The 26,284-nt window shown below is 51.6% G+C and carries 23 protein-coding genes; 17 read left to right on the top strand and 6 right to left on the bottom strand.

Annotation, left to right across the window (positions count from 1 at the left end):
* Positions 1-98 precede the first annotated feature (98 nt).
* The 7 genes from F3H12_RS10140 (at position 99) to F3H12_RS10110 (ending at position 7,452) form a co-directional block, all read left to right on the top strand.
* Positions 99-923: a hypothetical protein gene (locus F3H12_RS10140; RefSeq protein ID WP_149679208.1), complete on the top strand. Its 825-nt coding sequence runs from the start codon at positions 99-101 to the stop codon at positions 921-923.
* Positions 924-1,177: 254 nt separating this feature from the next.
* The gene (locus F3H12_RS10135; protein ID WP_149679207.1) at positions 1,178-1,543 is read left to right on the top strand and encodes an ArsR/SmtB family transcription factor; all 366 of its coding nucleotides are present in this window, start codon (positions 1,178-1,180) and stop codon (positions 1,541-1,543) included.
* 37 nt (positions 1,544-1,580) lie between these two features.
* Positions 1,581-3,692, top strand: a complete 2,112-nt coding sequence (locus F3H12_RS10130) for a heavy metal translocating P-type ATPase (protein WP_149679206.1) — start codon at positions 1,581-1,583, stop codon at positions 3,690-3,692.
* 144 nt (positions 3,693-3,836) lie between these two features.
* Positions 3,837-5,909, top strand: coding sequence for an ATP-dependent DNA helicase RecG (gene recG, locus F3H12_RS10125; protein WP_149679205.1), 2,073 nt, complete (start codon positions 3,837-3,839; stop codon positions 5,907-5,909).
* 34 nt (positions 5,910-5,943) lie between these two features.
* Positions 5,944-6,516 (top strand): 16S rRNA (guanine(966)-N(2))-methyltransferase RsmD, encoded by a 573-nt coding sequence (gene rsmD / locus F3H12_RS10120; RefSeq protein ID WP_149679204.1) that lies wholly within the window; start codon positions 5,944-5,946, stop codon positions 6,514-6,516.
* A 3-nt stretch (positions 6,517-6,519) separates the two neighbouring features.
* Positions 6,520-7,008 carry a pantetheine-phosphate adenylyltransferase gene (coaD, locus tag F3H12_RS10115; RefSeq protein WP_149679203.1) on the top strand — a complete coding sequence of 163 codons (489 nt, stop codon included), beginning with the start codon at positions 6,520-6,522 and terminating at the stop codon, positions 7,006-7,008.
* Positions 7,009-7,452 (top strand): ATPase, encoded by a 444-nt coding sequence (locus F3H12_RS10110; protein WP_479694075.1) that lies wholly within the window; start codon positions 7,009-7,011, stop codon positions 7,450-7,452.
* Between the two features lie 8 nt (positions 7,453-7,460).
* On the opposite strand, the gene F3H12_RS10105 is transcribed toward F3H12_RS10110, so the two are convergent.
* Positions 7,461-8,630 (bottom strand): hypothetical protein, encoded by a 1,170-nt coding sequence (locus F3H12_RS10105; RefSeq protein WP_149679202.1) that lies wholly within the window; start codon positions 8,628-8,630, stop codon positions 7,461-7,463.
* Between the two features lie 134 nt (positions 8,631-8,764).
* Between F3H12_RS10105 and F3H12_RS10100 the strand changes: the two genes are divergently transcribed.
* The 10 genes from F3H12_RS10100 (at position 8,765) to F3H12_RS10055 (ending at position 20,612) form a co-directional block, all read left to right on the top strand.
* Complete coding sequence (locus tag F3H12_RS10100) at positions 8,765-9,592, top strand: HAD family hydrolase (protein WP_149679201.1); 828 nt, start codon at positions 8,765-8,767, stop codon at positions 9,590-9,592.
* Between the two features lie 242 nt (positions 9,593-9,834).
* On the top strand, positions 9,835-10,239 hold the full coding sequence (locus F3H12_RS10095) for an Asp23/Gls24 family envelope stress response protein (RefSeq protein ID WP_149679200.1): 405 nt from the start codon (positions 9,835-9,837) through the stop codon (positions 10,237-10,239).
* Between the two features lie 17 nt (positions 10,240-10,256).
* Positions 10,257-11,141 (top strand): DUF5685 family protein, encoded by an 885-nt coding sequence (locus F3H12_RS10090; RefSeq protein WP_149679199.1) that lies wholly within the window; start codon positions 10,257-10,259, stop codon positions 11,139-11,141.
* Positions 11,122-11,808, top strand: coding sequence for a DnaJ domain-containing protein (locus tag F3H12_RS10085; protein WP_149679198.1), 687 nt, complete (start codon positions 11,122-11,124; stop codon positions 11,806-11,808). The genes F3H12_RS10090 and F3H12_RS10085 overlap by 20 nt, the downstream gene beginning before the upstream one ends.
* Before the next feature lie 45 nt (positions 11,809-11,853).
* Positions 11,854-12,387 (top strand): hypothetical protein, encoded by a 534-nt coding sequence (locus tag F3H12_RS10080; RefSeq protein ID WP_149679197.1) that lies wholly within the window; start codon positions 11,854-11,856, stop codon positions 12,385-12,387.
* Between the two features lie 107 nt (positions 12,388-12,494).
* Positions 12,495-14,870 carry an endonuclease MutS2 gene (locus tag F3H12_RS10075; RefSeq protein ID WP_149679196.1) on the top strand — a complete coding sequence of 792 codons (2,376 nt, stop codon included), beginning with the start codon at positions 12,495-12,497 and terminating at the stop codon, positions 14,868-14,870.
* A gap of 300 nt (positions 14,871-15,170) precedes the next feature.
* Positions 15,171-16,664 (top strand): sodium:solute symporter family transporter, encoded by a 1,494-nt coding sequence (locus F3H12_RS10070; protein WP_149679195.1) that lies wholly within the window; start codon positions 15,171-15,173, stop codon positions 16,662-16,664.
* Positions 16,665-16,947: 283 nt separating this feature from the next.
* Positions 16,948-18,693: an indolepyruvate ferredoxin oxidoreductase subunit alpha gene (gene iorA / locus F3H12_RS10065; protein ID WP_149679194.1), complete on the top strand. Its 1,746-nt coding sequence runs from the start codon at positions 16,948-16,950 to the stop codon at positions 18,691-18,693.
* Positions 18,686-19,258, top strand: a complete 573-nt coding sequence (locus tag F3H12_RS10060; protein WP_149679193.1) for an indolepyruvate oxidoreductase subunit beta — start codon at positions 18,686-18,688, stop codon at positions 19,256-19,258. Before iorA ends, F3H12_RS10060 begins: the two co-directional genes overlap by 8 nt.
* Before the next feature lie 166 nt (positions 19,259-19,424).
* On the top strand, positions 19,425-20,612 hold the full coding sequence (locus F3H12_RS10055) for a pyridoxal phosphate-dependent aminotransferase (protein WP_149679192.1): 1,188 nt from the start codon (positions 19,425-19,427) through the stop codon (positions 20,610-20,612).
* 324 nt (positions 20,613-20,936) lie between these two features.
* Here F3H12_RS10055 and F3H12_RS10050 read toward each other — a convergent pair whose 3' ends face one another.
* The 5 genes from F3H12_RS10050 to F3H12_RS13365 all read right to left on the bottom strand — a co-directional run.
* The gene (locus tag F3H12_RS10050) at positions 20,937-21,737 is read right to left on the bottom strand and encodes an ABC transporter permease (RefSeq protein ID WP_149679191.1); all 801 of its coding nucleotides are present in this window, start codon (positions 21,735-21,737) and stop codon (positions 20,937-20,939) included.
* Positions 21,738-22,532: an ABC transporter permease gene (locus F3H12_RS10045; RefSeq protein ID WP_188118483.1), complete on the bottom strand. Its 795-nt coding sequence runs from the start codon at positions 22,530-22,532 to the stop codon at positions 21,738-21,740.
* Positions 22,516-23,514: an ABC transporter ATP-binding protein gene (locus F3H12_RS10040; protein WP_149679189.1), complete on the bottom strand. Its 999-nt coding sequence runs from the start codon at positions 23,512-23,514 to the stop codon at positions 22,516-22,518. The genes F3H12_RS10045 and F3H12_RS10040 overlap by 17 nt, the downstream gene beginning before the upstream one ends.
* A gap of 45 nt (positions 23,515-23,559) precedes the next feature.
* Entirely contained in the window at positions 23,560-25,563 is a 2,004-nt protein-coding gene (locus F3H12_RS10035; protein WP_149679188.1) for an endonuclease MutS2, read from the bottom strand.
* A gap of 468 nt (positions 25,564-26,031) precedes the next feature.
* On the bottom strand, positions 26,032-26,284 hold a 253-nt coding region (locus F3H12_RS13365), incomplete at its 5' end, for a hypothetical protein (RefSeq protein WP_207706832.1).

Genomic DNA, 26,284 nt, shown 5'->3' with positions numbered 1-26,284 from the left:
GACATAGTAAATAAATGTAAAATATGGAAATTTAAAGAAAGGAGAATCTAACTTAGAAAAGCTGAAAAATTGTCTTGACAATGGGGGGCATTATATTATTGTTATGCTTTTTACTCTGCTCATGCTCAAGTGTTGGTGGGAATGCCTCAGCGGATGCGGAGATTTCAGGCCTTACTGAAGAAATTCGTAGACTGACAACTATTAATGAAAGTCTTATTAACGAAAATAATGAACTTAAGAAAAAGAATGAAGAACTAACAGAGCTTCTGGAGTATTATCAGCTAGAAGATAACGAAGAGTTTGCATGGTTGTTTGAAAATCAATGGAGCAAAATAACAATCGATTCTAACCTAGGGCAGTATATTGTTGAGGACATGGAATTATTAAGACATTCACCCTATCAATACATCAGCTCAATTAAAAGAGGACAGGAGCCTGAAGCAATGCCTGAAGGCATATTCACTTACACATATTATAAAAATGATGGTTCATATAAGATAGAAGTTTATGATAGACGTACGTTTAAATTTAATAACGAATTCTATTGTTGTGATGGTGATCTTTTCACCTTGTATGACATTATTGTTCAGCAACAATACGAATGGCTAAAGACGGATAATCCGTTGAGCTTTATATATTCTAGTAAAGCGTATAATAGGACTGGTTATCTAATTTTCGCGCCAGAGAGGAACCAAAATATAGCCAAATATTTAGACAATTTTATACAGGTGGAAGGTCCCAAAAACAATCTTCTGGGTGATATAAAGGGCACCATAAAATTTTATAATCACGGTGAAGTTTTAGTTTTAAACATTTATCAGGATTATGTGTCAATCGAGTATAACGGCAAGTTTTTCTGGTATATAGGTGATGAAAAAGCCTACATGCCCGAGAGTATTTTGAGTATCCTTTGGGCTGGATGAGCGTTTTTCTCTGTTTTAGTCTATAACTGCCTGTCCATATTCATTCTTATAGATTGAGTTACTTGCTCCTGCCTACGGTAGCCTTGTATCCATGAAGTCTTTCTCTATCCTTATCAATTGCGAAAGAATATTTAAGCCCGAATTTCTACGGGAGTTTTTTTCCAAAACCCTATTGCAATACGCCAGAGCCCGTTATATAATTACATATGAACAAATGTTCAAATGAGCAATCATCGAATCAAGAGGGTGAACTTATGGCAGCAGATGATGAGAACAGGGGCTCACTGGAACAGTCTGAGGTGGACGAGGATCTTGTGGCGCAGGTAAGGGAGAAGATGCCCGAGGATGAGCCGCTGTATGATCTGGCGGAATTGTTCAAGGTCTTTGGCGATTCCACCCGCATCAAGATTATTTGGGCGCTTTTCGAGTCGGACATGAGCGTCGGCGACATCGCAAACCTCCTGAATATGACGCAGTCGGCCATATCCCATCAGCTGAGAGTGCTGAAGAACGCCCGCCTTGTCAAGTATAAGAAATCCGGAAAAACTGTTTATTACTCACTCAACGACGACCATATCAAGAAGATATTCGAGCTGGGCATGGAACATATCATGGAGTGACCTGGCCGGATTTTGCAGGAGTAACGGAGGAAACGACATGAAAACGACGAAGCATGAGTGGAATCTGAAAGGAATCTGCTGCGCCAACTGCGCACAAAAAATCGTAACAGCTGTTCAAAATATGGAAGGTGTGGCATCGGCGCGCCTTGATTTCGCCAACGCGAAATTCTATGTGGAGATACTTGACGGCCAGGATACCGGAAGCATCCGGGAGCGCGTAAAAACCATCATGGCCGACATAGAGCCCGGCTCTTCCATCGTTGATGACGTACCGGAGCAGGAAGAAAATGAGGAAGGGTCTTTCAAAAAACGGATTGCCCTTTACATAGGCGGACTTCTGCTTTTTATCACAGCCATCATCCTTCCGAAGGAGAGCCTGCCTGAGACCCTGCTGTTCATCACAGCCTGGCTCATATTCGGCGGCGAGGTTCTGGCAAAATCTTTTCGGAACATCCTCAAAGGCAGGGTGTTTGACGAAAACTTTCTTATGACCATCGCCACCATAGGTGCCTTTGTGCTTGGCGAGTATGCGGAAGGCGCTTCGGTTATGCTGTTCTATCAGATCGGCGAGTTGTTCCAGGGCTATGCGGTGGACCGTTCGAGAAAATCCATCAGGCAACTCCTGGACATCAAGCCGGAGTTCGCCAACCTCATCACGGAGAACGGATTGATCAGGGCGCAGCCGGCCAATGTCCGAATCGGTGACAGGATAAAGGTTTTCCCCGGAGAAAAGATTCCGCTGGATGGTCGGGTTATTGAGGGGCATTCTTCTGTTGATACCTCTCCTTTGACCGGCGAATCCTTGCCGAGGGATGTCCAGGAAGGGGACGAGGTCCTCTCCGGAAGCATCAACCAGACAGGGGTATTGACCCTTGAGGTGATCAAGAGCTATGAGAACTCCACCGTCAACAGGATTCTGGAACTGGTCCAGACAGCGGCCGGCAAGAAAGCGGTAACCGAGCGGTTTATCACCCGTTTTGCCGCCAAATACACGCCGGCGGTTGTTGGTCTTGCGGCTATATTGGCCATTGTGCCGCCCATACTGACGCAGACGCCGTTCAGCCAGTGGGCATACCGGGCCCTGGTGTTTCTGGTCATCTCCTGTCCCTGTGCCCTGGTGATCTCCATACCATTGGGCTTTTTCGGCGGGATTGGCGCCGCGTCCAGGCGCGGCATACTGGTCAAGGGCGGCAACTATCTGGAGGCGCTGGCCAAGGTGGACACCATGGTGTTTGATAAAACCGGTACACTGACCACCGGCGTCTTCGAGGTAACCGGCATAGCGCCCCGCCCGGGCTTTACCGGGCAGGAACTGCTCTACTATGCGGCCTGTGCCGAGAGCTATTCCACCCACCCTCTGGCCCGTTCGATACTCAGTAAGTATGGGCAGAACCCGGATCCTGACCGGATGGACAGCCATGAAGAGATCCCCGGCAGGGGTGTGCGCGCCCGGGTTGACGGCAAACAGGTGCTCTGCGGCAACAGGAGTCTGCTAAAGGATCACCAAATTGATGCGGACGATGTGCCTGTCTCGGGAACATCCCTGTATGTTGCGGTGGATGGTATCTATGCAGGACGGATTGATCTGGGCGATGCGCTGAAGCCCGATGCCCGTTCTGCCATCGAAAGGCTGCGCGCTCTTGGCATTCAAAACACCGTACTGCTTACCGGCGACACGGAGGTAACAGCCCGCGATGTTGCAAAGCGCCTTGGGATCGGCAGGGTCCATGCCCAGTTGCTTCCCCAGGACAAGGTAACGGTGCTGGAACGCATCATGGAAGAAAAGCAGGGAGCCAACCCGGTGGCATTCGTGGGAGACGGAATCAACGATGCGGCGGTTATTTCCCGGGCCGATATAGGCATCGCCATGGGCGGCATCGGTTCGGATGCAGCCATTGAGGCGGCGGATATCGTGATCATGAATGACGAAGTGGGAAAACTGGGCGATGCGGTGACCATCGCCAGGAAAACCAGGCGCATTGTGTACCAGAACATCGTTTTGGCGCTGGGCGTCAAGCTTCTGTTCCTGGCCATGGCTACAGGCGGACTGGCCAGCCTGTGGGAAGCGGTTTTTGCCGACGTGGGTGTGGCGCTTTTGGCTGTCCTGAACGCCATGCGCATCATCAAAGCCGGGGATAGGCTTCACTGAACAACCGGATGAATGTCTTTTACGGTTCGGTTAAATATGGTATAGTTAGGTTATTGAAATAGTGTGAATCAGAAAGGTTCACACTATTTCGCGTTCCTATCGGCAGGAGAGGCTGGAAACCGGAAGTCAGCGGGAGAAGGGTTCATGTCTGTATATGACAATAAGGTGATGGACCAACCATTGAAATATGTGAAAGGTGTGGGTGAAAACCGGGCAAGGCTGTTCGCAAAGCTTGGGCTTTTTACCCTTGGAGACCTCCTTCATTACTTTCCCAGAGATTATGAAGACCGCTCGGTATACAAACCTATTTCAGAGGCGGCCGACGGGGAATCCATAACCGTAAGGATCCGCTTTGTTTCCGATATCGCCGAAAGCCGCCCGAGAAGAAATCTGAGCCTGCTGAAAGCCCAGGTGACCGACGGTGTCTCGCTGATGAACGTGACATGGTTCAACCAGAGCTATATCAAGCAAAGCATAGACATATCCCGTGAATATGTTTTTTTTGGCACAGTCAAACGGCTTGGGGCCAGGGTGGAGATCCACAACCCTGTTTTTGAGGAACTGGAACATTCCGGGAACCTTACCGGCCGTATTGTGCCCGTTTATTCCTTAACCAGAGGCATTACCCAGAACATGCTCAGGAAAATCCTTCGGAACGCTCTGGATGCCGTTTCGGACAAGCTTGTGGATATTCTTCCTTCAAGTTTCCGCAGCCAATACCGGCTGGCAGAGACAGCCTTCGCCTTTGAACAGATCCATTTTCCCACCAGCATGGAAAACATGGAGATGGCCAGGAGACGCCTGGTCTTTGAAGAACTGCTGCTGCTTCAGCTGGGGCTTTTCTCCATCAAGGGAAGCAACAATAACCAGAACGGCATCCGGTTTTCTCCTGTCGATATGGAACCTTTTCTCAAAGCCCTGCCCTTCAGACTGACTTCCGCCCAGGAACGGGTTCTGGCTGAAATCAAGGCCGATATGGAGTCTGATAAGCGCATGAACAGGCTGATACAGGGTGATGTAGGCTCGGGAAAGACCATTATGGCCGTGCTGGCCATCTATATCGCAGCCTCATCAGGGTACCAGAGCGCTTTCATGGCTCCTACCGAGATCCTGGCGGAGCAGCATTACCGCAGCATTGCGCCGCTTTTGGAGAAGTTCGGCATTAAGGTCGGGCTGCTCACCGGCGGCATGAAAAAGAAGGAGAAGGAAACCATCAAAAAGGAGGCCGGCGAAGGGCGGCTGGATGTCCTGATTGGGACCCATGCAGTTCTTGAAGACAGTACCGTATTCAGCAGGCTTGGCCTTGTCATAACCGATGAGCAGCACCGGTTCGGCGTCCGCCAGCGGGCCAGGCTCTCACAGAAGGGCGAAAATCCTGATCTGCTCGTCATGACGGCCACACCCATCCCCCGAACCCTTTCCCTGGTGCTTTACGGGGATTTGGATGTTTCCATCATTGATACCCTCCCTCCCGACAGAAAGCCCATCAAAACCTATGTGGTGGATGAGAGCATGCGGGACAGGGTTTACCAGTTCATCCGCAAAAACATCGCCGAAGGTCGCCAGGCTTATATCGTCTGCCCCCTTGTGGAAGAATCTGAAGAGCTGGAAGTGGAATCAGCCACAGGTCTGGTTGAAAAGATAAGGGAGGATGCGCTTAAAGGGCTTCGTGTCGGGCTGATACACGGCAAGATGAAAAGCGCCGACAAAGATGAGGTCATGCGTAAATTTTCCAAAGGCGAGCTGGATGTGCTGGTTTCCACCACGGTCATTGAAGTTGGGGTGAATGTGCCCAACGCCAATATCATGGTCATCGAAAATGCGGAGCGATTTGGACTGGCCCAGCTGCACCAGCTCAGGGGAAGGGTCGGAAGAGGACCTTACCAGTCCTACTGCATCCTCTTCAACCAGGGCAAGAGCCATATTTCCAGGCAGAGAATGGAGATCCTGGCCAAGTCCAATGATGGTTTTGTCATCTCCGAAAAAGACCTTGAGCTGCGAGGGCCAGGGGATATCTTCGGTGTCAGGCAGCATGGCCTTCCTGAGTTCAGGATCGCCAACCTGTACCGCGACATGGAAGTGCTGAAAGACGTGCAGAAGGCAGCCCAATACATTATGGCGGAGGAATTGCTGGAAAAGGATGAAGCATGGCGGCCGCTGGCCAGAAGAGTGGAACTGATGGTGAAGGAAAAACTTCAGGATTTGTCCATGAACTGACTTTTGGTGGTATATATGAAAAGGTGGCACAGAGATGGTACGGATTATATCAGGCACTGCAGGGGGAATTCCCATTAAGGTTCCACCCACAGAAAAAACAAAGCCCACGCTGGATCGGGTGAAGGAATCGGTTTTTTCCATCTTGCATCCCTATATTCCCGGAACAAAGGTCCTGGACCTCTTTTCCGGATCCGGGAACCTGGGGCTTGAAGCCCTGAGCCGGGGAGCAGATTTTGCGGTTTTTGTGGACAACAGCAGGTTATGCACGCAAATCATCAAAGAGAACATCAAAAAGACCAGGATGGAGGAGAAGGCGCAGGTGGTGCAATCGGATGTTTACCGTGCCATCCAGCACTTTGCCCGGCAGGGTATGCAATTCGACATGATCCTGCTGGATCCGCCCTATGCGCAAGATTTTGTCATTAAAACACTGCAAATGATCGAAGAAAATGGTATAATAGTCGAAAATGGTTTGATTGCAGTGGAGCATATTGAGAGCGAACCGGTACCTGACAGGATCGGAAGCCTTGTAAAAGTTCGCTCCAAGCATTATGGTGACACCGTTTTTACCTTTTTTATCCGTAACAGTATGGATGAGGAGGCTTAACCATTGAGAGTACTGGTTTACCCTGGAAGCTTTGATCCGGTTACAAACGGACATATGGATATCATTGAGCGGGCAGCCAAGATATGCGACAAGCTGATCGTGGCTGTGCTCGTCAACCACAGCAAGGCTCCCCTGTTCACCATGGAAGAACGTACCCGGTTTCTGAAAATGGCCATCGGCGACAGGGAGAATATCGAAGTGTGCAGCTTCTCCGGGCTCCTGGTGGATTTCATGCGGAGCGTCAATGCCAAAACCATCATCAAGGGCCTTCGGGCGGTTTCGGATTTTGAGTATGAAATGCAGATGGCCTTGCTGAACCGGAACATGGATCAGGAGATCGATACCCTGTTCATGATGACCAGCATCAACAACTGTTTTCTGAGCTCCAGCGTGGTCAAGGAGCTTGCAAGAAATGGTGCCAGGATAGAGGATTATGTTCCTCATGCCATTGCTCCTTTTATCTATGAGAAATTTAAAAAGGCGGGTGTCTGAATGATGGAGCTTTTGGAGCTTTTGGAACAGATGGAGGATATCATTGAAAGCGGGACCACGGTTCCGTTTACCGGCGGCAAGTGCCTGATCAACAGGGATGAAGTGCTTGAAATTATCCAGGAAATCCGCCTTAAGCTTCCCGATGATATGAAACAGGCCAAGCGGATTGCCGAAGAGAAGGCGCGCATTCTTGCCGAAGCGCAGAAGGAAGCGGAAAACATCCTCAATAATGCGGAAAGCCGCATAGCAGCCCTTGTGGATGAGCATGAGATTACCAAGAAGGCCTATGAACAGGCCGAGGTCATCATATCCAACGCCAAAAAGAACGCACGGGAAATCCGCCTTGGCACCAGGGAGTATGCAGACAGCGTCCTGAGCAAGGTGGAAGACATCCTGGAGGAAACCTTGGATATCATCAAACTGAACAGGCAGGAACTCAAATAAGCACAGGTTTATCGTTTTGCAGAGTTATTGGAATGGCGGACAGTTCCGCCATTTTTATATGGATTGATCAGCAGGGCGACGATGAGGGCCGTGATAGTGAAAAACCTTAAATAGGAAGGCATGCCGGTCGCCATGGGTCTCATGCTGGAAGCGGCCAGGCTCACGGGCAGGCGGCTGAGGGTTACAAGGGTCAGTATGCCGGCTACGGCTCCGTGGAGAAGCTTTCCAAGGAAAAACACCCCGTACCGGGTTCCGGTCCCCTTCATGATGCCCATGACCTGCGTATGCACCGAAAACCCCGCAAATCCGCAGATGAAGGAGACCAGGGAGAGCTGAACGATGATCGGCATTTGGACCGTGTGGGCAATGGCGCTGGAGCCTGACGCGATCTCCATAATCCCTCTCAGCACGGCCGCAAGGCCGCTCCCTGTAATGATCTCCGGCAAAATGGCTGACACCATGCTGCCCACCAGGCTGAAAAAGCCCAACCGGTAGAGCAGTTCAGACAGCACCGCAAAAAGGACGATATAGCCAGTGACCTTGATGGAAAGGATGGCGGCGTCTTCTATGGCGCTGGGAATGAGCGCTGCGAGATTGCTTTTCCTTTCGGTTTTGTCGCTTTCAAAAACCATCATGCCGTTCTTCAGGTCAAACTGGCCTTTCTTCAGCAGTTGGTTGAGAATGAGCGCGGCCAGCAAACCCGATACCCAGTGGATGGCCAGAAGTATGAACCCGATTCGGATGCTCTTGAACAGGCCGGCGCCCACCGTCCCAATGAGGAACAGCGGGCTGCAGTTATTGGCAATGGCAATGAGCCTTGAAGCCTGGTTTGAATCCAGGAGCCTTTCATCCAGCATATCCCGGGCAAGCTTCGCTCCGGTGGGATAGCCGCTGAGATAGCCCAGGACGATGGTGGGCAGAACATAGTAGGGAAGGCCGATGAGACCTTGTACCAGGCGTCTCAGGATCCGCGGGCAGGAAAAATTCCTGAGGTAGGGCACGGTCAGCCGTGACAGGACAAAAAAGGGGAAAAGGGAGGGTATGACCACGTCCAGGCACAGGTATATCGCGTCCCTTGCCGCTTTGGATGTTTCCCTGGCAAAGAGCGCCAGCATGAGCGCCAGTGCCGGAAAGAGATAAATAACGCTCTTTCTGTAAAGGCTTGCGGTATTCTTCATGATCACCCTGTCAATCCGAGGCTCGGTTTATAGATATTCCGACCGCTGCGCAAACTTGCCTTGACCATGGCGTGAAAAACTTATAAATATATCTTGAATAAGCTGAAATATGGTGCAAAGCAGAAGGGAACACTATGGATATATTCTCTGGGCTACTCCTTGTATCCGACTTTGACGGAACGTTGATAGGATCGGACAAAAAAGTATCCGGTGCGAACCTGGAGGCCATCAGGTTCTTTACGGAAAACGGCGGCTTGTTCAGCGGTGCCACCGGAAGAACCCAGTTCAACCTGAGGATGTATCTGGAGGGGCTTCCGCTGAACTGTCCCTATATCCTGTACAACGGCGCTTGCCTTTATGATTTCTCTGCAGGGACCATGCTGAGGACGGCTCCATTAAAGCGTGAGCCCATCATGTCTGTTTTGAAGACCATCATGGCCCGGTTCCCCTCGGTCTGTGTCCATTTGTATACGCCTGACGATCTTTATCTTGTCAATCCCCTGGGAAAAGAAGACTGGCACTTGACCCTTGAGAAGCAGCATTTCAAATGGGGGGATGCCGGGCTAATCGACGAGCCATGGATCAAGCTGCTCTTCTTTGAGGAGAACGAGCTGCTGCAAAAAATCCAGGCTATCATTACGGAAGCGGACAAGTCACAGGACTACCATACCTTTTTCTCAGACGAGACCTACCTTGAAGTCACCCGTCGCGGCGTTAATAAGGGCTCTGCCCTGATAAACCTGAAGGAAGAGCTTAAAGGCAGGGTCAGAAAGGTGATTGCCATCGGCGATTACCTCAACGATGTGGAAATGCTTGAGCAGGCGGATGTCAGGGCTGCGCCCATGAATGCCCATCCGAAGATCAGGAGCATGGCCGATATCCTTACGGCGCCCCATGACAGCCATGCCATTGCGGATCTGGTGGCCTGGCTTGAACAGCAGGCAAAGCAATCCCGTTTATAAGGGATTGCAGACTGGACGGGCTGCTCAGAAAGCCGCCTGATTTTATGGCTGCCATGTTCCTTTGTTCGTCGCGGCCCACGCCAAAACCTGTCCGGTCAAGGCTCCGGCAGGATGTAAAGTTGCATTGGGAGATATGAGAAGGTATAATTATATCATGCAACACATCCTGAGAAGTGCCGCAGAATCGTCTCTTAGTGAACGCAGGGAGCCTCGTTGAAGTTGAAATGGATGGAGGTATCCGTATGGACGAAAACGAACTCAGTCTGAATACTTCCCCGGATATTGGAGAAATCAAGATATCAGCCGATGTCATAACGGTTATCGCTCATACGGTGGCCAGCGAGATTGAAGGCGTCGCCAGCATGAGTTCCGGTATTGCAGACAATATTTCTTCGGTTTTGGGGCGGAAGACATCATCCAAGGGCGTGAAGGTGGACATTTCCGATAAGGGCGTCGTGATCGATTTCTACATCGTGGTGGATTATGGGGCCAGAATCCCGGATGTGGCCTGGCGGATCCAGGAACGTGTCAAATCCTCGGTGGAAAGCATGACGGGGATGCATGTCAATGCCATAAACATTCATGTCCAGGGCGTAAGCTTTGACAAGACAAAAGAGGCTCAGAAAACCGAAGCTTCTTCAAAATAACGGATATGAGGTGTTGAATGTTCGGTTATGTCGAGCCCGATAAACCCGAATTGAAGATTCGCGAGTTCGAAGTTTTCCGTGGTTATTACTGCAGTGTTTGCAGAAGCATTGGCCGGCGGTACGGACAGGTACCCAGGCTCTCCTTGAGTTATGATTTGGCCTTTCTTGCTGTCCTGCTGGATGCCACCAGCCATGAGGCTATCCAGGGGGATATTGTGCGCTGTTTTGCCCATCCCATCAGGAAGCGCCTTTTGATCAGACCCAACCGGTTTATCGAATATGCATCAGACATGAACATCATTCTGGCGTATTATAATTTAAAGGATAAGTGGTCTGATGAGAAAAACCTTCTGGGCGGCTGCGGCTGCCTGGCCCTGCAGAGTGCCTTTAAAAAAGCCGAAAAAAGGTACCAGGAGAAGACCAGGAGAATAGAAGAGCTGCTTGGCGAATTGAACCGGCTTGAAAAGGCCAGGTGCGCCTCGGTTGATGAGGCGGCCGAACCTTTTGCCAGCATCATGCGCGAGGTTTTTGAATGTCCCCACGTGGAAGACGAAAGAAGGCGCAAGGTGTTGGGATGGCTGGGCTACAATATCGGGAGATGGATTTACATACTCGACGCATGGGACGATTTGGCCGATGACGTCAAGTCCGGCAGCTACAACCCTATCCTGGAACAATACCGGTACGATGGCGGCGATCTTGATGCATTCAAGGCCAGTATAAAGGACAAACTGGATTTTAGCCTGACTTACTCCCTGAGCGAGTGCGAAAAAGCCTATGCGTTGCTGGGAGCGGAAAAGAACACGGGTATCCTTGACAATATCATCTATTCAGGCCTCATTGTGAAGACAGACAAGGTGTTACAGGGGAGATGCGGGAATAATGAAAAAAAATCCATATAAGGTTTTAGGGGTCAAAGAGGGAGCCAGTTACGACGAGATCAAAAAGGCATATCGGGAACTGGTAAAGAAATATCATCCGGATCGCTACCGCGGCAATCCGCTTGCCGATCTTGCCGATGAGAAGATGCGCGAGATCAATGAAGCCTATGAGTTCCTCATGAAGAACGCCGGGGGCGCTTACCAGTACCAGTATGATTACGACGACAGCAGCACCTCTTCCCAGGGAAGCTCCTACCAGTACCAGAGCCAGCAAAGCAGCCAGTATCAGCAGAATGCCCAGCAGGGCTATGCCGATGAATCGGAGCTGGAGCGGCAGGCAAGGGCTTGCCTGAACCGTGGCGATCTCAACGGGGCGCAGCGCATTCTGGACAGGATGCGCAACCGCAATGCCAACTGGTATTATCTCCAGGGGCTGGTTTTCTTAAGGCGCGGCTGGTACGACAGGGCCTACAGCAACATCCAGAGAGCGGTCAACATGGATCCGTCGAATTTTGAATACAGGAATGCCCTGAACAACCTGAACAACCAGTCCTATGGCTACAGGCACAATCCCTATTACTATAACAATTACCGCAGTAGTCCGGATATGTGCCAGATATGCGGTACCCTGTGGTGTGCCGACTCCTGCTGTGAGTGCATGGGAGGCGACCTCATCAGCTGCTGCTGATGGCGATCCGGAAAAAGGGAATCCGTTGATGATGGAGGAATGAGCTTGTCGGCTGAGCGTAGGCCACTAAACCATACCAGGAAACTGACGTTGACCGGGATTCTGTCTGCATTAGTCGTATTGGCGCTGGTTTTGGAATCCATCGCACCAACAGGGCGGCTGGGATTCTATGTGCTGGCCGCTTTTATCTTGTCGGTCATACTGCTTGAGTGTGGTATCCGTTTTGCCTGGGCCGGTTATGTGGTCACCAGCGTGGCAGGATTTATTGCCGTTCCGGAAAAACTCAACATTATCCCTTACATCGCTTTTTTCGGGATTTACACGGTTCTCAAATACCATATAGAGAGCCTTCGGGTGGTATGGCTGGAGATTGTGCTCAAGCTGGCCGCCTTCAATCTCTTTCTCTGGCCGGCCTGGAGCCTGGCCAAAACCTTTTTGCCGGAAGCGCTCACAATGGGCTGGGGTGTTCCGGCAGCCGGAGCGGTTCTGCAGATCCTGTTCCTGCTTTACGACTATCTCTTTACCCTCTGGATACGGTATTATTTCGAAAAGATCGCTCCCAGGGTAAGAAAGGATTAATCCCCGGTTTCAATTGAAGGTCCATGTATGTGTACCGCTTCACGGCGGACAGGCGGATTTTGGGCATCCTGCATGGGATGGCCTGATTTTCTGTAAAGGAGATGCTTATGGATCAAAAGGCACTTAAGGTGCTTGAATATGATAAAATCATAAAAATGCTGGACGAACGGTCGGTGTCCGAACTGGGCCGGGCCCTCACCGGAATGCTGGTCCCGTCAACCGATCTGCATGAAGTGGAGTATAGGCTCAAGGAGACCACCGATGCGGCGGCCTTTCTATGGCGGAAGGGCAGCCCTCCCTTTGGCGGGGTCCATGATATCCGGTCTTCCCTGAAGCGCATCGAGTTAGGCGCAACCCTGAGCATTCCCGAACTGCTGAGGATAGGCGACATGCTCAGATGCTGCCGCATCCTGAAGCAATATCTGACCAATGATGTGCCTTCCGAATGGGAAGGCAATCTGGCGCTGGAACTGGGCAGGCAGATCACGCCATCCCGGGAAGTGGAGGAAGCGATTTCGCATGCCATCATCAGCGAAGAGGAGATCTCGGACCATGCCAGTCCGACCCTTGCGTCCATCCGCAGAAGCATCCGGCAAAAGCAGGACAGTATTAAGGACAAGCTTAATGCCATCATCCGTTCGGCTGAGTTCAAAAAGTATATGCAGGATGCTGTTGTCACCATGCGGGGCGATCGCTACGTCATTCCGGTCAAACAGGAATATAAGGCCCTGGTACCCGGCCTGATCCATGACATGTCGGCCAGCGGCGCCACGGTCTTCATCGAGCCCCTGTCGGTGGTGGAGACCAACAATGAGATCAAGGCGCTGCTCATCCGGGAACAGCAGGAAATTGAAAGGATCCTGGCGGAACTCACCGGGAAGGTTGCAGAGATCAAGGACTTGCTGAAAGCCAATGTGGATATCGTGGCAAGGCTTGACTTCATGTTTGCCAAGGCCAAGCTCTCACGGGATCTGGACTGCATATGCCCCAAACTGTCCGCCTCAAGGGCCATTAAGATCCTCCAGGGAAGGCATCCTCTCCTGGACAGGAAGCGCGTAGTGCCCATTGACATTGAGCTGGGATACGGGTTTTCGACCCTGGTTATCACCGGACCCAACACGGGTGGAAAAACGGTTACCCTGAAAACGGTAGGCCTTTTCGTGCTGATGCTTCAGGCCGGGCTTCACGTACCGGTCAAGGAAGGCAGCGAGTTCGGGCTGTTCGGCAGCGTATTTGCCGACATTGGCGATGAACAGAGCATTGAGCAGTCCCTGAGCACGTTCTCGTCCCATATGAAGAACATCGTCAGGATACTGGCGGAAGCGGATGAATCCAGCCTGGTTTTGTTTGACGAACTGGGGGCAGGAACCGATCCCACGGAAGGCGCCGCCCTTGCCATCGCTATCCTGGAGGGCCTGACCCAAAGAGGAATCCGTACCATTGCCACCACCCACTACAGTGAACTGAAAATCTTTGCCATGACCAGGGAGAGGGTGCAGAACGCCTGCTGCGAGTTTGATGTGGAGACCCTCAGACCTACCTACCGGTTATTGGTAGGTGTTCCCGGCAAGAGCAACGCCTTTGCCATATCCGAAAAGCTGGGGCTGGGAAAGGATGTCATTGAAAGGGCAAAAGGGTATCTGACCCAGGACAATCTGCGCTTTGAGGATGTTTTGTCCGACATCGAGAAGAACAGGATTGAATCCCGGAAGGAAAGGGAGCAGGCCGAAGACCTCCGGCGCCAGATAGAAGCGCTCAGGCAGGAGACCGAGAAGGAAAAACAGAAGATAGCCAGGGAGAGGGATCAAATCATTGCCAAGGCGAAGGAGGAAGCCCGCGCCCTGGTTCGCGAGGCCAGAAGGGAAGCGGAGGAACTCCTGGAACGCCTGAAAGAACTTGAGAAAAAGGGAATAGAGCAGAGTATGAAAGAGCTCCAGGAAGCCAGGGCGGGTGTGCGCAGGCTTGACCACCTGGAGGCTTCCTACACGGATGGCTTTGGCATCAGATCTGCTTATGCAGAGCCACCGAAGGATCTTAAGCCCGGCGAAAGCGTAATGCTGCTCAACCTCAACCAAAAAGCCACCGTGCTGGACGAGCCTGACGGGGACGGACAGGTGCTTGTCCAGGCAGGGATTATGAAGATTAAGGTCCATGTCTCCCAACTGTCACGTGTGGATGAGCAAAAGAATGCCCTTGAGAAGATGCAGCACGTCAGAACGGCCGGTGTGAAGGCATCTCCCATTGGATTGGAACTGGATCTGAGAGGCCTCAACGTCGAGGAAGCCCTGGACCGGGTGGACAAGTACCTGGACGATGCCGTTATTGCCGGTCTCCATGAGGTGACCCTGATCCATGGAAAAGGTACTGGCACGCTGAGAAAGGCTATTTCCGAACATCTTCGCAGGCATCAGCATGTGAAGTCCTTCCGGCTGGGAAAATACGGCGAGGGCGAAACCGGTGTTACTGTTGTGAGCCTTGGCTGAAGAGGTGTACCGAGGAATCCATCGATAGGCACGAATCTGCGCAGGAGCGCAGTATCAGGATATGTGCTGCCAAACGGCAGAAAGGGATGGCTCCCGTATGGGGAAGGGAGCCGTCCTTTTTGTGTTTTGGCGCTTTAAACCCATTGAATTGAGGATCTGTTCTATTTACAAAAAAAATAGATAAGGTATAATGAGATAAGTAGAGGTGCGGTTCTTACGCATCATGTAGTATGGAGACACGGGCAGTTGGGAAAGAAACTCCCAATTCTCAATTTTGCAGTATGGAAGGATGGTTTTGTTATGCCTGTCAAGATTGCTCTTCTTGTGATCTTCATTCTTGTTACCATTGGTGTTGGAATCTACAGCAGGAGACGTGTGCACGGTATCAACGACTTCTTTCTGGGCAGCAGAAAGATGGGCGCATGGATATCCGCTTTTGCCTATGGCACCTCGTATTTTTCCGCTGTGGTGTTTGTCGGTTATGCCGGTAAGTTCGGTTGGGCCAATGGCTTGTCGGTGGTTTGGATCGGTATCGGAAATGCCGTCATCGGCTGCCTGGTTGCCTGGCTCCTGCTGGCCAGAAAAACGCGTGTCATGACCCACAAGCTGAACGTTTCCACGATGCCCGAGTTCTTCGGAGCCAGGTATGACAGTATGGCCATGAAAATCGTCAGCGCCCTTGTGATCTTTGTATTTCTGGTACCCTATACCGCTTCCATTTACAAGGGTCTGGGCTACATGTTTGAAAGCGCTTTTGGACTTCCCATGAATACCATCATCCTGATCATGACGGTTCTGACCGGCGTGTATCTTATCCTCGGCGGGTATGTGGCTGCAGCGCTCAATGATTTGATCCAGGGCGTTGTCATGCTCGGCGGTTCCATCCTGATGGTGTTTTACATATTGAATCATCCCGAAGTGGGCGGACTGTCCAATGGTCTTGCCAAGCTGGCAGCCATCGACAGCAACCTGACCGGTGTCTTTGGCCCAACCCCCCTCAGGCTGGGTGCGCTGGTGCTGCTGACCAGCCTTGGAACCTGGGGACTGCCGCAAATGCTGCACAAGTTCTATGCCATAAAAGATGAAAAAGCCATCAAGCGGGGAACCATCATCTCCACGCTCTTTGCCCTGGTCATCGGCGGCAGCGCATACTTTGTAGGTGCTTTTGGACGGGTTATGCTGAACAACGAGGTTCCCGGCGGCGGCAACATGGATATGATCATACCCGTAATGCTTGAGAAAGCGCTGCCGGATGTTTTGATGGGCATCATCATTGTGCTGATGCTTTCAGCATCCATGTCCACCTTGTCCTCTTTGGTGCTCGTTTCGAGCTCCGTGATTTCCATAGACCTGATCAAAGGGTTTATCAAGCCCAATATTGATGAAAAGAAGAATATGCTGCTGATGCGTATATTCTGCGTGATCTTCGTCGCCCTTTCCTTCTTCATGGCCATCTGGGAAAACCCGACCATTGACGCGCTGATGGCGTTGTCCTGGGGCGTAATTTCAGGTATGTTTATCGCCCCGTACCTGTATGGCCTGCTGTGGAAGGGAACCACACGCATCGGTGCCTGGTCCGGGTTTGCAACCGGCTTCCTGGTCATGGCTGTGGGTCTTGCCATTGAGCTTCCGAAAGTCGGGTATGCCATGGGCAAGGTCTTTGTGCCCGGAATCGGCGCCATTGCCATGCTGGCTTCCCTTGTGGTGGTGCCGGTGGTCAGCCTGGTCACCAAGAAATACAGCGAGGCACATATCAGCAAGGTGTTTGATGCCTCCGAACAGAATGCGGCCTGATTTGGACGGCATATAGAACGAAACTGGGATTTGCCTGAATCCGCATCGGGCAAATCCCTTTTTAGTTATGAAGCAGCTTTTCACACTGCGTTTGAAACGACACCAGCTTCCAACAACCTAACGGTCTCTCCGAATTTTGAGATTGTCACGTATATATCTACTTCATTTCGCTAAAGTATTGGACAGTGCCGACAGAATACTGATATAATATAAAAATGTTGAAACTACACAGGCATCCGGGGTTATCCCGCGCATACCAGAATAATACGTGAGGCGAAGGGCAATGAAACAACTGATGTTAGGCAATGAAGCCATTGCCAGAGGTGTATACGAAGCCGGTGCAAAAGTGGCTTCGGCTTATCCGGGGACTCCCAGCACCGAAATAACCGAGTACATAGCAGAATATGACGAGATCTATTCCGAATGGGCTCCCAACGAGAAGGTGGCCCTTGAGGTAGCCATCGGCGCTTCTGTGGGCGGTGCCCGAGCAACCTGCGCCATGAAGCATGTGGGCCTGAATGTGGCGGCAGATCCCCTGTTCACCGCTGCCTATACCGGAGTGAATGGCGGACTGGTGATCTTTGTTGCCGACGATCCGGGTATGCACAGCTCACAGAATGAGCAGGATACCCGTCTCATCGCCAGGGCTGCCAAGGTACCGGTACTGGAGCCTTCAGACAGCCAGGAATGCAAGGATTTCACCAGGAAGGCCTTTGAAATCAGCGAACAGTTCGACACGCCCATCATCGTAAGGCTGACCACCCGGGTAGCCCATTCACAGGGACTGGTGGAACTGGGCGAGCGGGAGGATATTCCCCTGAAACCCTATGCAAAGGATCCGGGGAAATACGTCATGATGCCCGCCATGGCCAGAAAGCGCCATGTGGTGGTGGAGGAAAGGCTTGAAAAACTCACTGAGTATTCCAATGAGACCCCGCTAAACCATATCGAATGGGGCGACAGGAAGATAGGCGTTATCACCAGCGGCATAGCTTACCAGTATGCGAAAGAAGCTTTTGGCAATGCCTCCTTCCTGAAGCTGGGCATGGTTTATCCGCTGCCGGAAAAGCTTATCCGGGAGTTTGCCGCGGGCGTTGAAACCATCTATGTCATTGAGGAGTTGGAACCCTTTATCGAAGATCATTGCCTGAAGATGGGTATTCCTGTAAAAGGCAAGGCTTTGCTGCCGTTGATCGGCGAATACAACGCCAACCTGATCCGGGAAAGGATATTGGGACAAAAGGCGGAGAAGCTCAACAACATTGAGGAAGAGGTTCCCGTCCGTCCCCCGGTCATGTGCCCGGGATGTCCCCACCGCGGTCTCTTCTATGTGCTTAAGAAGCTGAAACTGACCGTGACAGGGGATATCGGTTGCTACACACTCGGTACTTTAGCTCCTCTTGAGTCCATGGATACCTGCGTGTGCATGGGTGCCAGCGTGGGTATGGCCCACGGCATGGAAAAAGCCATGGGGCGGGATGCTGCCCGCAAGACCGTTGCAGTTATCGGGGATTCCACCTTCATTCATTCCGGTATAACCGGCCTTATTGGTATCGTTTACAACAAGGGAACCTCCACGGTGGTGATACTGGACAATTCCATCACCGGCATGACGGGGCATCAGCATAACCCTACCACCGGTTTCACCATCAAGGGTGAGCCCACACGCCAGGTGGATCTGGTGAAGCTGTGCCAGGCCGTGGGTGTTGACCGTGTGCGGGTTTGCGATCCCTTCGATTTGGAAACCCTGGAGAAGGTTATCAAGGAGGAAGTTGCCGCTGATGAACCTTCAGTGGTCATCGCCCAAAGGCCCTGCGCCCTGCTGAAGCATGTAAAGTTCAACGGTGCTTTGCGGATCGACAGGGAGAAATGCACCAGGTGCAAGATGTGCATGCGCCTGGGATGTCCTGCCATCGTGGACCGGGGTACCCATGTTGAGGTGAACCCAGCCCTTTGTGTTGGCTGTGATCTCTGTACGAAGGTTTGCCGTTTTAATGCTTTTGAAAGGGTTGGTGGCGATCATGCGTAGTACATCCATCATGATAGTTGGCGTGGGAGGACAGGGTACCCTTCTGACCAGCAGGATACTTGGCACCGTGGGTATCAGCACCGGCACCGATGTGAAGGTTTCGGAAGTCCACGGGATGTCCCAGCGGGGCGGCAGCGTGGTGACTTACGTGAAAATGGGGGACAAGGTTCACTCGCCCATTATCGAGAAGGGTGAGGCCGATATCCTGCTCTGCTTTGAGGAATTGGAAGCCCTCCGCTGGATCGATTATGCCAAAAAGGATGCCTCCATTATCATCAACACGCAAAGGATTGATCCCATGCCGGTCATCACCGGAAAGGCAAAATATCCGGAGAACATTGTTGAAAAGATTAAGGCGGATTATCCCAACGTGGTGACGGTTCCTGCCCTTGAGCTGGCCGAGGCCTGCGGCAGCATCAAGGCTGTCAACGTAGTCATGATAGGCGTCCTGGCCAAAAGGACGGATATCGCGGAAGAGACATGGCTGGATGCCATCCGGAAGACGGTGAAGCCGCAGTTTGTGGATTTGAATATAGAAGCCTTCAAAAAGGGCTACTCTCTCTGAAAAATGGCGGGTATATACCCGCCTTCTGCATATTTTGCAAATGAGAAGGCCTCTGTTTATTGCAAGGAAAGGCCCCAATGGTGTAAGATAAGCGTATACAGCAAGTTTGTCCATGATTGACCGACCGAATAATTATTCATGAAGGAGCCATAAAGGAGAAGTGCCTATGTTTAACCAGAAGATTGTTGCCAGTCTGGCCAAATCGTCCATGATCCGTGCCATGTTTGAGGCAGGCGCCAAACTGAAGGCCCAATACGGCGAGGAAAATGTTTTTGATTTCAGCCTGGGCAATCCTGAAATAGAACCTCCTGTACCGGTACAGGAGTCCCTTAAGAAATACGTCAACAGCGCAACACCCGGGTTGCACTATTATATGAGCAATGCCGGATTCGAGGATGTCAGGGAAAAGGTCGCCGCGCACCTTCAGAAGAAGAGCGGCGCGCCGTTGACCAAGGATCATATCCTGATGGTCTGCGGAGCTGCCGCCGGAATGAATATTGCGCTCAAAGCGCTGCTGAACGCTGGTGAGGAAGTTATCGTGCTGGCGCCCTTCTTCGTGGAATACCTGTCCTATATTGAAAATGCCGACGGAAAGCCCGTAATCGTCAATACCGAAAAGGGCACGTTCCATATCGATGTGGAGGCTGTTAAGAGGAGCATCACCCCCAAGACCAAGGCCATCATCCTCAATTCGCCCAACAATCCTACCGGCGTGGTATACAGCCGCGAATCCCTGGAAAACCTGAGGACGGCCCTTGAGGAGAAGGAGAAGGAATTCGGCACCAGCATCTTTGTCTTGTCCGACGAACCCTATGTGAGCATCGTTTATGACGGCGTTGAAGTGCCCAACATGATGTCGGTGTTCAAAAACTGTGTCATCATCTACTCATTCAGCAAATCCCATGCGCTGCCTGGTGAAAGAATCGGTTATGTGGCTGCCAGCAGCCGTATTGATGATGTGGGTACGCTTATGGGGGCCATGATCACCCTGAACAGGACCCTGGGATTTGTCAATGCGCCCGCGCTGTTCCAGAAGGTTGTGGCCGAAAACCTGGACGTGGCAGTTGACACCGCTTTTTATCAGGAAAACAGGGATATCCTGTACAACCATATCACCTCCGTAGGTTTTGAATGCGTCAAGCCGTCGGGGGCTTTCTACCTGTGGATGAAATCGCCCATTGAAGATGATGTGGCGTTCTGCCAGACCGCGCAGAAATACAACCTGCTCATCGTTCCCGGCTCCGGCTTCGGTTGTCCCGGATATGCCCGTATCGCCTATTGCTATGGTACGGAGATGATCAAGAGAAGCCTCAAGGCCTTCACAAACCTGGCTAAGGAATATGGGCTGATTTAAGCGCATTTGCGATGAAACACATCATAAAGCGCAATAAGGACATGGCCTTGCAGACATTCGCGAGCCCATGTCCTTTTATTTTTGCAAGAATCATCCTGTCTTGAAGAGATTGCTTCGTCGCAGTGCTCCTCGCAATGACAGAAGGGTGGTCTGAGATTGCTTCGTCGCTGCGCTCCTCGCAATGACACAGGAGAGATGGCCGGCAGGGTCCAACCCGGGGTGTCATTGCGAGCGAGTGAAACGAGCGTGGCAATCTCTTCAATACCTTGCGAGTGGATACATAAGTGAAGGGAATTGCTTTGAGCACAATGGCATGATGCAACCTCAGCTGCTGGCGCTTCCGTAGCGCTTGAGGCCCATGCGCCATATCCATCGGGACAGCAGAACGAAGGCTGTCACTACCCCCAGGACCAGCAGCCACATGCCACCGCTTAAAACATCGGTGAAAAACTGGGTGGGGATGGTGGCGATAAGGGCATAGGGCAGGAGCACGTACAGGATCAGCTTTGTGATGCCTCTGAATACAACACCGGGCACTCTGAAGCTGATGCTGATAAGTTCACCTTCCAACTCATCGAGGGCCCCTGTTTTGATGAAGAAAAAGGACAGGCTTCTGATGATGAGCATCAGGCTGTATAAAAGCACGAGCATCAGCATAAGCAGCAGGATATAGCCCAAAATCTTCCAGAGCGTGATGCGGATACCCAGGTTGATGGATGCAGTGACGATCATGATGATGCCCGGGATACAGATGAAGGCCGATCCGATATCCATGTTTTCGAAAGTGAGCCAGAACAGCGTGTTTACCGGTTTTGTCAGGTAAATATCCAGCTTCCCCTCCCGGATTTTCATGGGTATGCTGGTAACGCCGAAAAAGTAGAGCCACATCTCCAGGCCGTCAATCAGGGTGAAGGTGCCGACAAAAAAGACCATTTGATATTTGCTCCAGCCGTTGATACTGTCCACGTTGAAAAACAGCGTTTGGAACACCGCAAGATGGATCAGGAACAGGGAAACGTCAACAAAAAACGCTGTCCAGAAGCTGGCCCGGTAGATCATCTGATTGCTCATCCTGAAGCTGAAGAACGTTTTGATGAGGCGCAAATGGCGTGCTATGGTTTTCATTCAGTTGCCCACCCCCTCATAAATCCTTCTGAAACGATGGTATACAAACACCGACAGCCCATAGAGCCCCGTGATCCACAGACCCAGGATGATCAGTCCCGGGACAAATTCTTCGGTCTTTAAACCAAGATACAGCGAGGCAGGCAGATACTGCATGTAGTAGAAAGGGAAGAACCGCATGGCTTCCTGTATCCATTCGGGTAGCAGGGACAGGGGAACCAGTGATCCGGAAAGGAATTCCACCAGGTTCTCCTTGAGAAGGTGCCAGCCCGTGATATCGTTGAATTTGAAAGCCAGCATGGTTGTCAGATAATTGAGCAGACAGAGAAAGATGAGCCCCATAAAGCCCATCAGGCACGCTCCGGCCAGGTTCATCCAGCCCGCAGGGGGAAGCAGGATTCTGTGCATGAACGCAGCTAAAACAACTACGGCCGGCAGGACCAGAAGAAGGACATACAGGGTTTTAGCAAGGCCTGCTGCAAGGAAGTGGCCCAGTGGGCTGATGGGGCGCACCATGTATTTCGAGAAGCGGCCTTCCCGGATTTCTTCAGCAGTCTCCCACACAAGTCCGGAGGACTGGTCAAGCCTAAGCAGGAAAGAGGTAATGAGATAATAGGTCATCATCATCTCAAAGCTCATGCCGCCTATCACCGACTGTCCTGCATAGAGGGCTTTCCAGAGCGCATAAGCCAGGAATAACCTGATAAAGGGCAGAATGCTGCGGACAAAGACGTCGAACCGGTATGCAACCTGGTTTTTCATGCTGATTTTCCCTGTTTCAAGATACTTGCCCACATGAGTCACCTCCGTTTTCACCATGGTAGATGCGCTCGATCACGTTTCCGATATCCTCTTCTTCGATCCGGATATCATCCACATCATACAGGGAGAGCATCTCTTGGAGAGTGGGTGTGACCAAATCGCGCCGGATCCGGAAGACCGCTTTGTATGGGCTTTTTTCCACCCATTCCACCGCATCCAGCTGCGGCTCGGTTTCCCGCTCAAAAGTCACATGGATGACACGGTACTCCTGGAAACGATCCAGAAGCATGTCCAGCGGTCCGTCATAGATCTTTTTGCCGCTGCTGATTACCACGGTCCTTTTGCACAAATGACGTATATCCTCCATGTAATGGCTGGTCAGGAGTATGGTCACGCCCCTCTCCTGGTTGACCTGCCTGAGGAACTGACGGATCTGCTTCTGGGCGATGGCATCCAGGCCTATGGTGGGTTCGTCCAGGAACAGGACCCTGGGGCTGTGAAGCAGAGCCGCTATCAGTTCCATCTTCATCCTTTCGCCCAGGGACAGGTTTCTTACCGGTACGTTGATCAGGTCTTTTACCTGGAACAGGTCGCTGAAATAATCCATGTTGGCCCGGTATACCTCTTCCGGAATGTCATAGATCTCCCGGTTCAGGGCAAAGGTATCGGAAGCGGGCAGATCCCACCACAACTGGCTCTTTTGCCCCATGACCACGGCAAAGCTTCTCCGGAACTCATTCTTGAGCATGCCGGGGGTGAAGCCCAGCACATCGCAGGAACCGGATGTGGGCTGGATAATGCCGCAGAGCAGCTTGACAAGCGTGGTTTTGCCTGCGCCGTTGGGTCCTATGAGCCCGATGCATTCGCCCTCATCAATCTCCAGGTCAAAGCTGTCCAGAGCGGCCTTTTTCACTACCTCTCTGTGAAACAGGGCTTTAAAGGCTCCTTTCAGCCCATCCTGCTTTTTTATTCTCCTGTAGATCTTTGTCAGTGATCTTGCTTGTATAATGGCCATCATCATCACTCCTATCCTGTTTGATTCATAATCTTTGCTCCGGTCTTATTTACGGGTTGTGCCCTCATGAACCTCAATGGTCAGGCCTTCCACATGTCTTTTGTTCATGATCCTGCGTTTTTTTCGGTTCTCCTTGGAGTCCAGGACAATGGACAAATCGTAGTCTTCAGGATACAGGTCCTTCCCGTCGATATACGGGCGCAGCCTTTTCCTGTTGATAACAAACCGTTTCTTCATGATCAGAACGCCCACATCGCCCCGCGCATTTTCCGGTTCGCAAACGATTCCTGTGCGGTTCATGCTGGTGACAAACACGCAATCTCCGACCTTGAAGGAAGAAGCAATTGGCGGTTTTCCGGCCTTTTTGCGGTGTTCCCTGTGCCGCCCGGATTTTTCATGGCTTTGTGCAGCGGGCTCAACCCTCCCGGTATGCGCCTGGATGGTATGGAAAGCCTCCTTTGCGGTGCTGCCAATATTTCCACAACTGCCGGATGCTTGCGGGGGAGCCTGATAGGCCTTCTTTTCCTTGTAGGTGATTTCATGGGCCCGGGAGATGATCTCCGGATCCATGCCGAGCCTGAGCGCGATGAGGAAGGCATTGCTTTCGCCCGGGATGCCAATGCTCAGCCTGTAGAGGGGCATCAGGGAGTCGGGATCAAACAGCATGCATCCGTTTCTAAATCCCGGAGTCATGCTGGCAAACGCCTTGATCTCGCTGTAGTGGGTAGTGGCCAGAATAATGCTGCCTTTTCGCTTCAGTTCTTCCAAAACAGCCACGGCGAGCCCCATACCTTCGGCCGGCTCGGTTCCCGTTCCCAGTTCGTCCAGGATCACCAGGGTATCGGGGCCGGCACAGCGGATGATGCTGATGATATTGCGGATATGCGAGGAGAAGGTGCTCAGGGACTGGGTGATGCTCTGCCCGTCACCGATATCTGCCAGGACATCCCGGAAAACCGGAAGGCTGGCAAAAGCGGCCGGCACATGGAGCCCCGACTGGGCCATGAGGCAGAATAGGCCGACGGTTTTCAGCACCACGGTCTTTCCGCCTGTATTGGGGCCTGTGATGATCAAGGCCTCATAATCCTCTCCGATGCGGAAATCAAGCGGTACCGCAGCCTCACCAAGAAGGGGATGCCGACCACCGAGAATCTCAATGCGCCTGTCTTCATTGATTTCCGGGCAAACGGCTTTCATGGCGTTGGCCAGTTTTGCCCTGGCGAAAAGGAAATCATAATGGGCCATTGTCTGCACATTGATGGTGATCTCCCGTTTGTACCCTTCCGCCAGCCCGGTGAGCCAGGAGAGGATTCTGAATACTTCCTTTTCCTCTTCCAGCTTTAAAAGATTCAGCTCGTTTTTCAGGGAACGGATGGCCGCCGGCTCGATGAACACGGTGGAACCGCTGGACGAGGTGTCCACAACAGCGCCGTCCACTGAACGCCTGTGTTCGCGTTTTACCGGTATGACATAGCTTCCGCCCCGGATGCTGACCACTGCATCCTGCAGTTTGCTCTGCCAGTCCGGCGAGCGCAGGATGCTTTCCAGCTTGCTTGTGATGCGTTCTTCGACCACAGCGATTCTTTTGCGGATGCGTGCCAGTTCAGGCGAGGCCTTGTCATCCACCCGGCTGTCCCGGATGCAGCGGTCGATCTCGGAGGCCAAATCCTCCAGCGGAAACATGGAAGCCGCGTAGGAGGCCACATGGGGCGCCAGCTCGGTACGCGCTTTCATGTAACCCATTATGCGGCCGGTGCCCACCAGCACGTTTTTTACAATTGCTAAGTCCTCGGGCAGCAGAACTGTTACCTTGCCCAGCTTTTCCAGGACTTTTCCGATTCCGTCGAGGCTGCTTAATGGGACGGAAGCCCCTTTATCCAGAAGCGCCCTGCTTTCACCGGTTTCCATCAACCAGTTCCTGATGATAGATATATCGGTCTCAGGTTTGAGCGCCCGGACGAGGTCGCGCCCCAGATCGGAAACCGTGAATGCTTCCAGCATTTCTTTGATCTTCTGGTATTCGAGAATATCGAGGGTGTGTTGGTTCATGGTAAATAACCTCCAAAAATCTTTTTCGGTGAAGGAGAATGCGGCAGGCGACGGCAATGCTTTTCATAAAATCCCTCCTTGTGGGTTTGATGTGTTCTGGAAACCTTGGAACGAAAAAAGCTGCGCACCGTCAAAGAGAGACGGGCGCAGCCGTTGACAACATGAACGGATGCCGGTCCATGTATCCAAAAAAGGGTATAAAAAAGCCGTTCAAGCTAAGTCTGAACGGCGATAAACCTTTTCCGGAGCCGCCTTATCCTTGACTTAAGCAATAGTCTGAGGCACAACAACATAAGGCCATAAGCCCCAATGTTTGCCTCAATACTATTCAATTGCCTTAAGCCAGGTAAACGGCCAACATAAAAACACCTTTACTTGATTTGAATGGTATTAATGATACATTTATCATAAAACGGGCAGACATCTTTTGTCAATATCCCGGGATAGCCCCGATTGCATCACTGGTTCTCAAAGAAGGTCGGTTTTGGACAAAGGAAAATAAAGATGATGACAGGGGAAAGGGGTGCAGTTCAACGGCAGGGTTATTCCTAAATGACCATGAGGGTGAGCCGCGTTGTGCTCCCTTAATAAGCTCTCGTTTTCTTTTAATATCTCTGTTTTTCTTAATTTTTTACCTTGATAATATTGAGCTGTACTTCTGGATTGCTTGGTTTTCTTGGCAGTTTTGCGGATTTTGGGTATGACAATAAAACCGCATATG

The sequence above is a fragment of the Thermoclostridium caenicola genome (assembly GCF_900142095.1).
In the GTDB taxonomy this organism is placed as follows: domain Bacteria; phylum Bacillota; class Clostridia; order DSM-8532; family DSM-8532; genus Thermoclostridium_A; species Thermoclostridium_A caenicola.
Note: the sequence above shows the minus strand (reverse complement) of the source record. Positions and strands in the feature narration are given on the sequence as shown.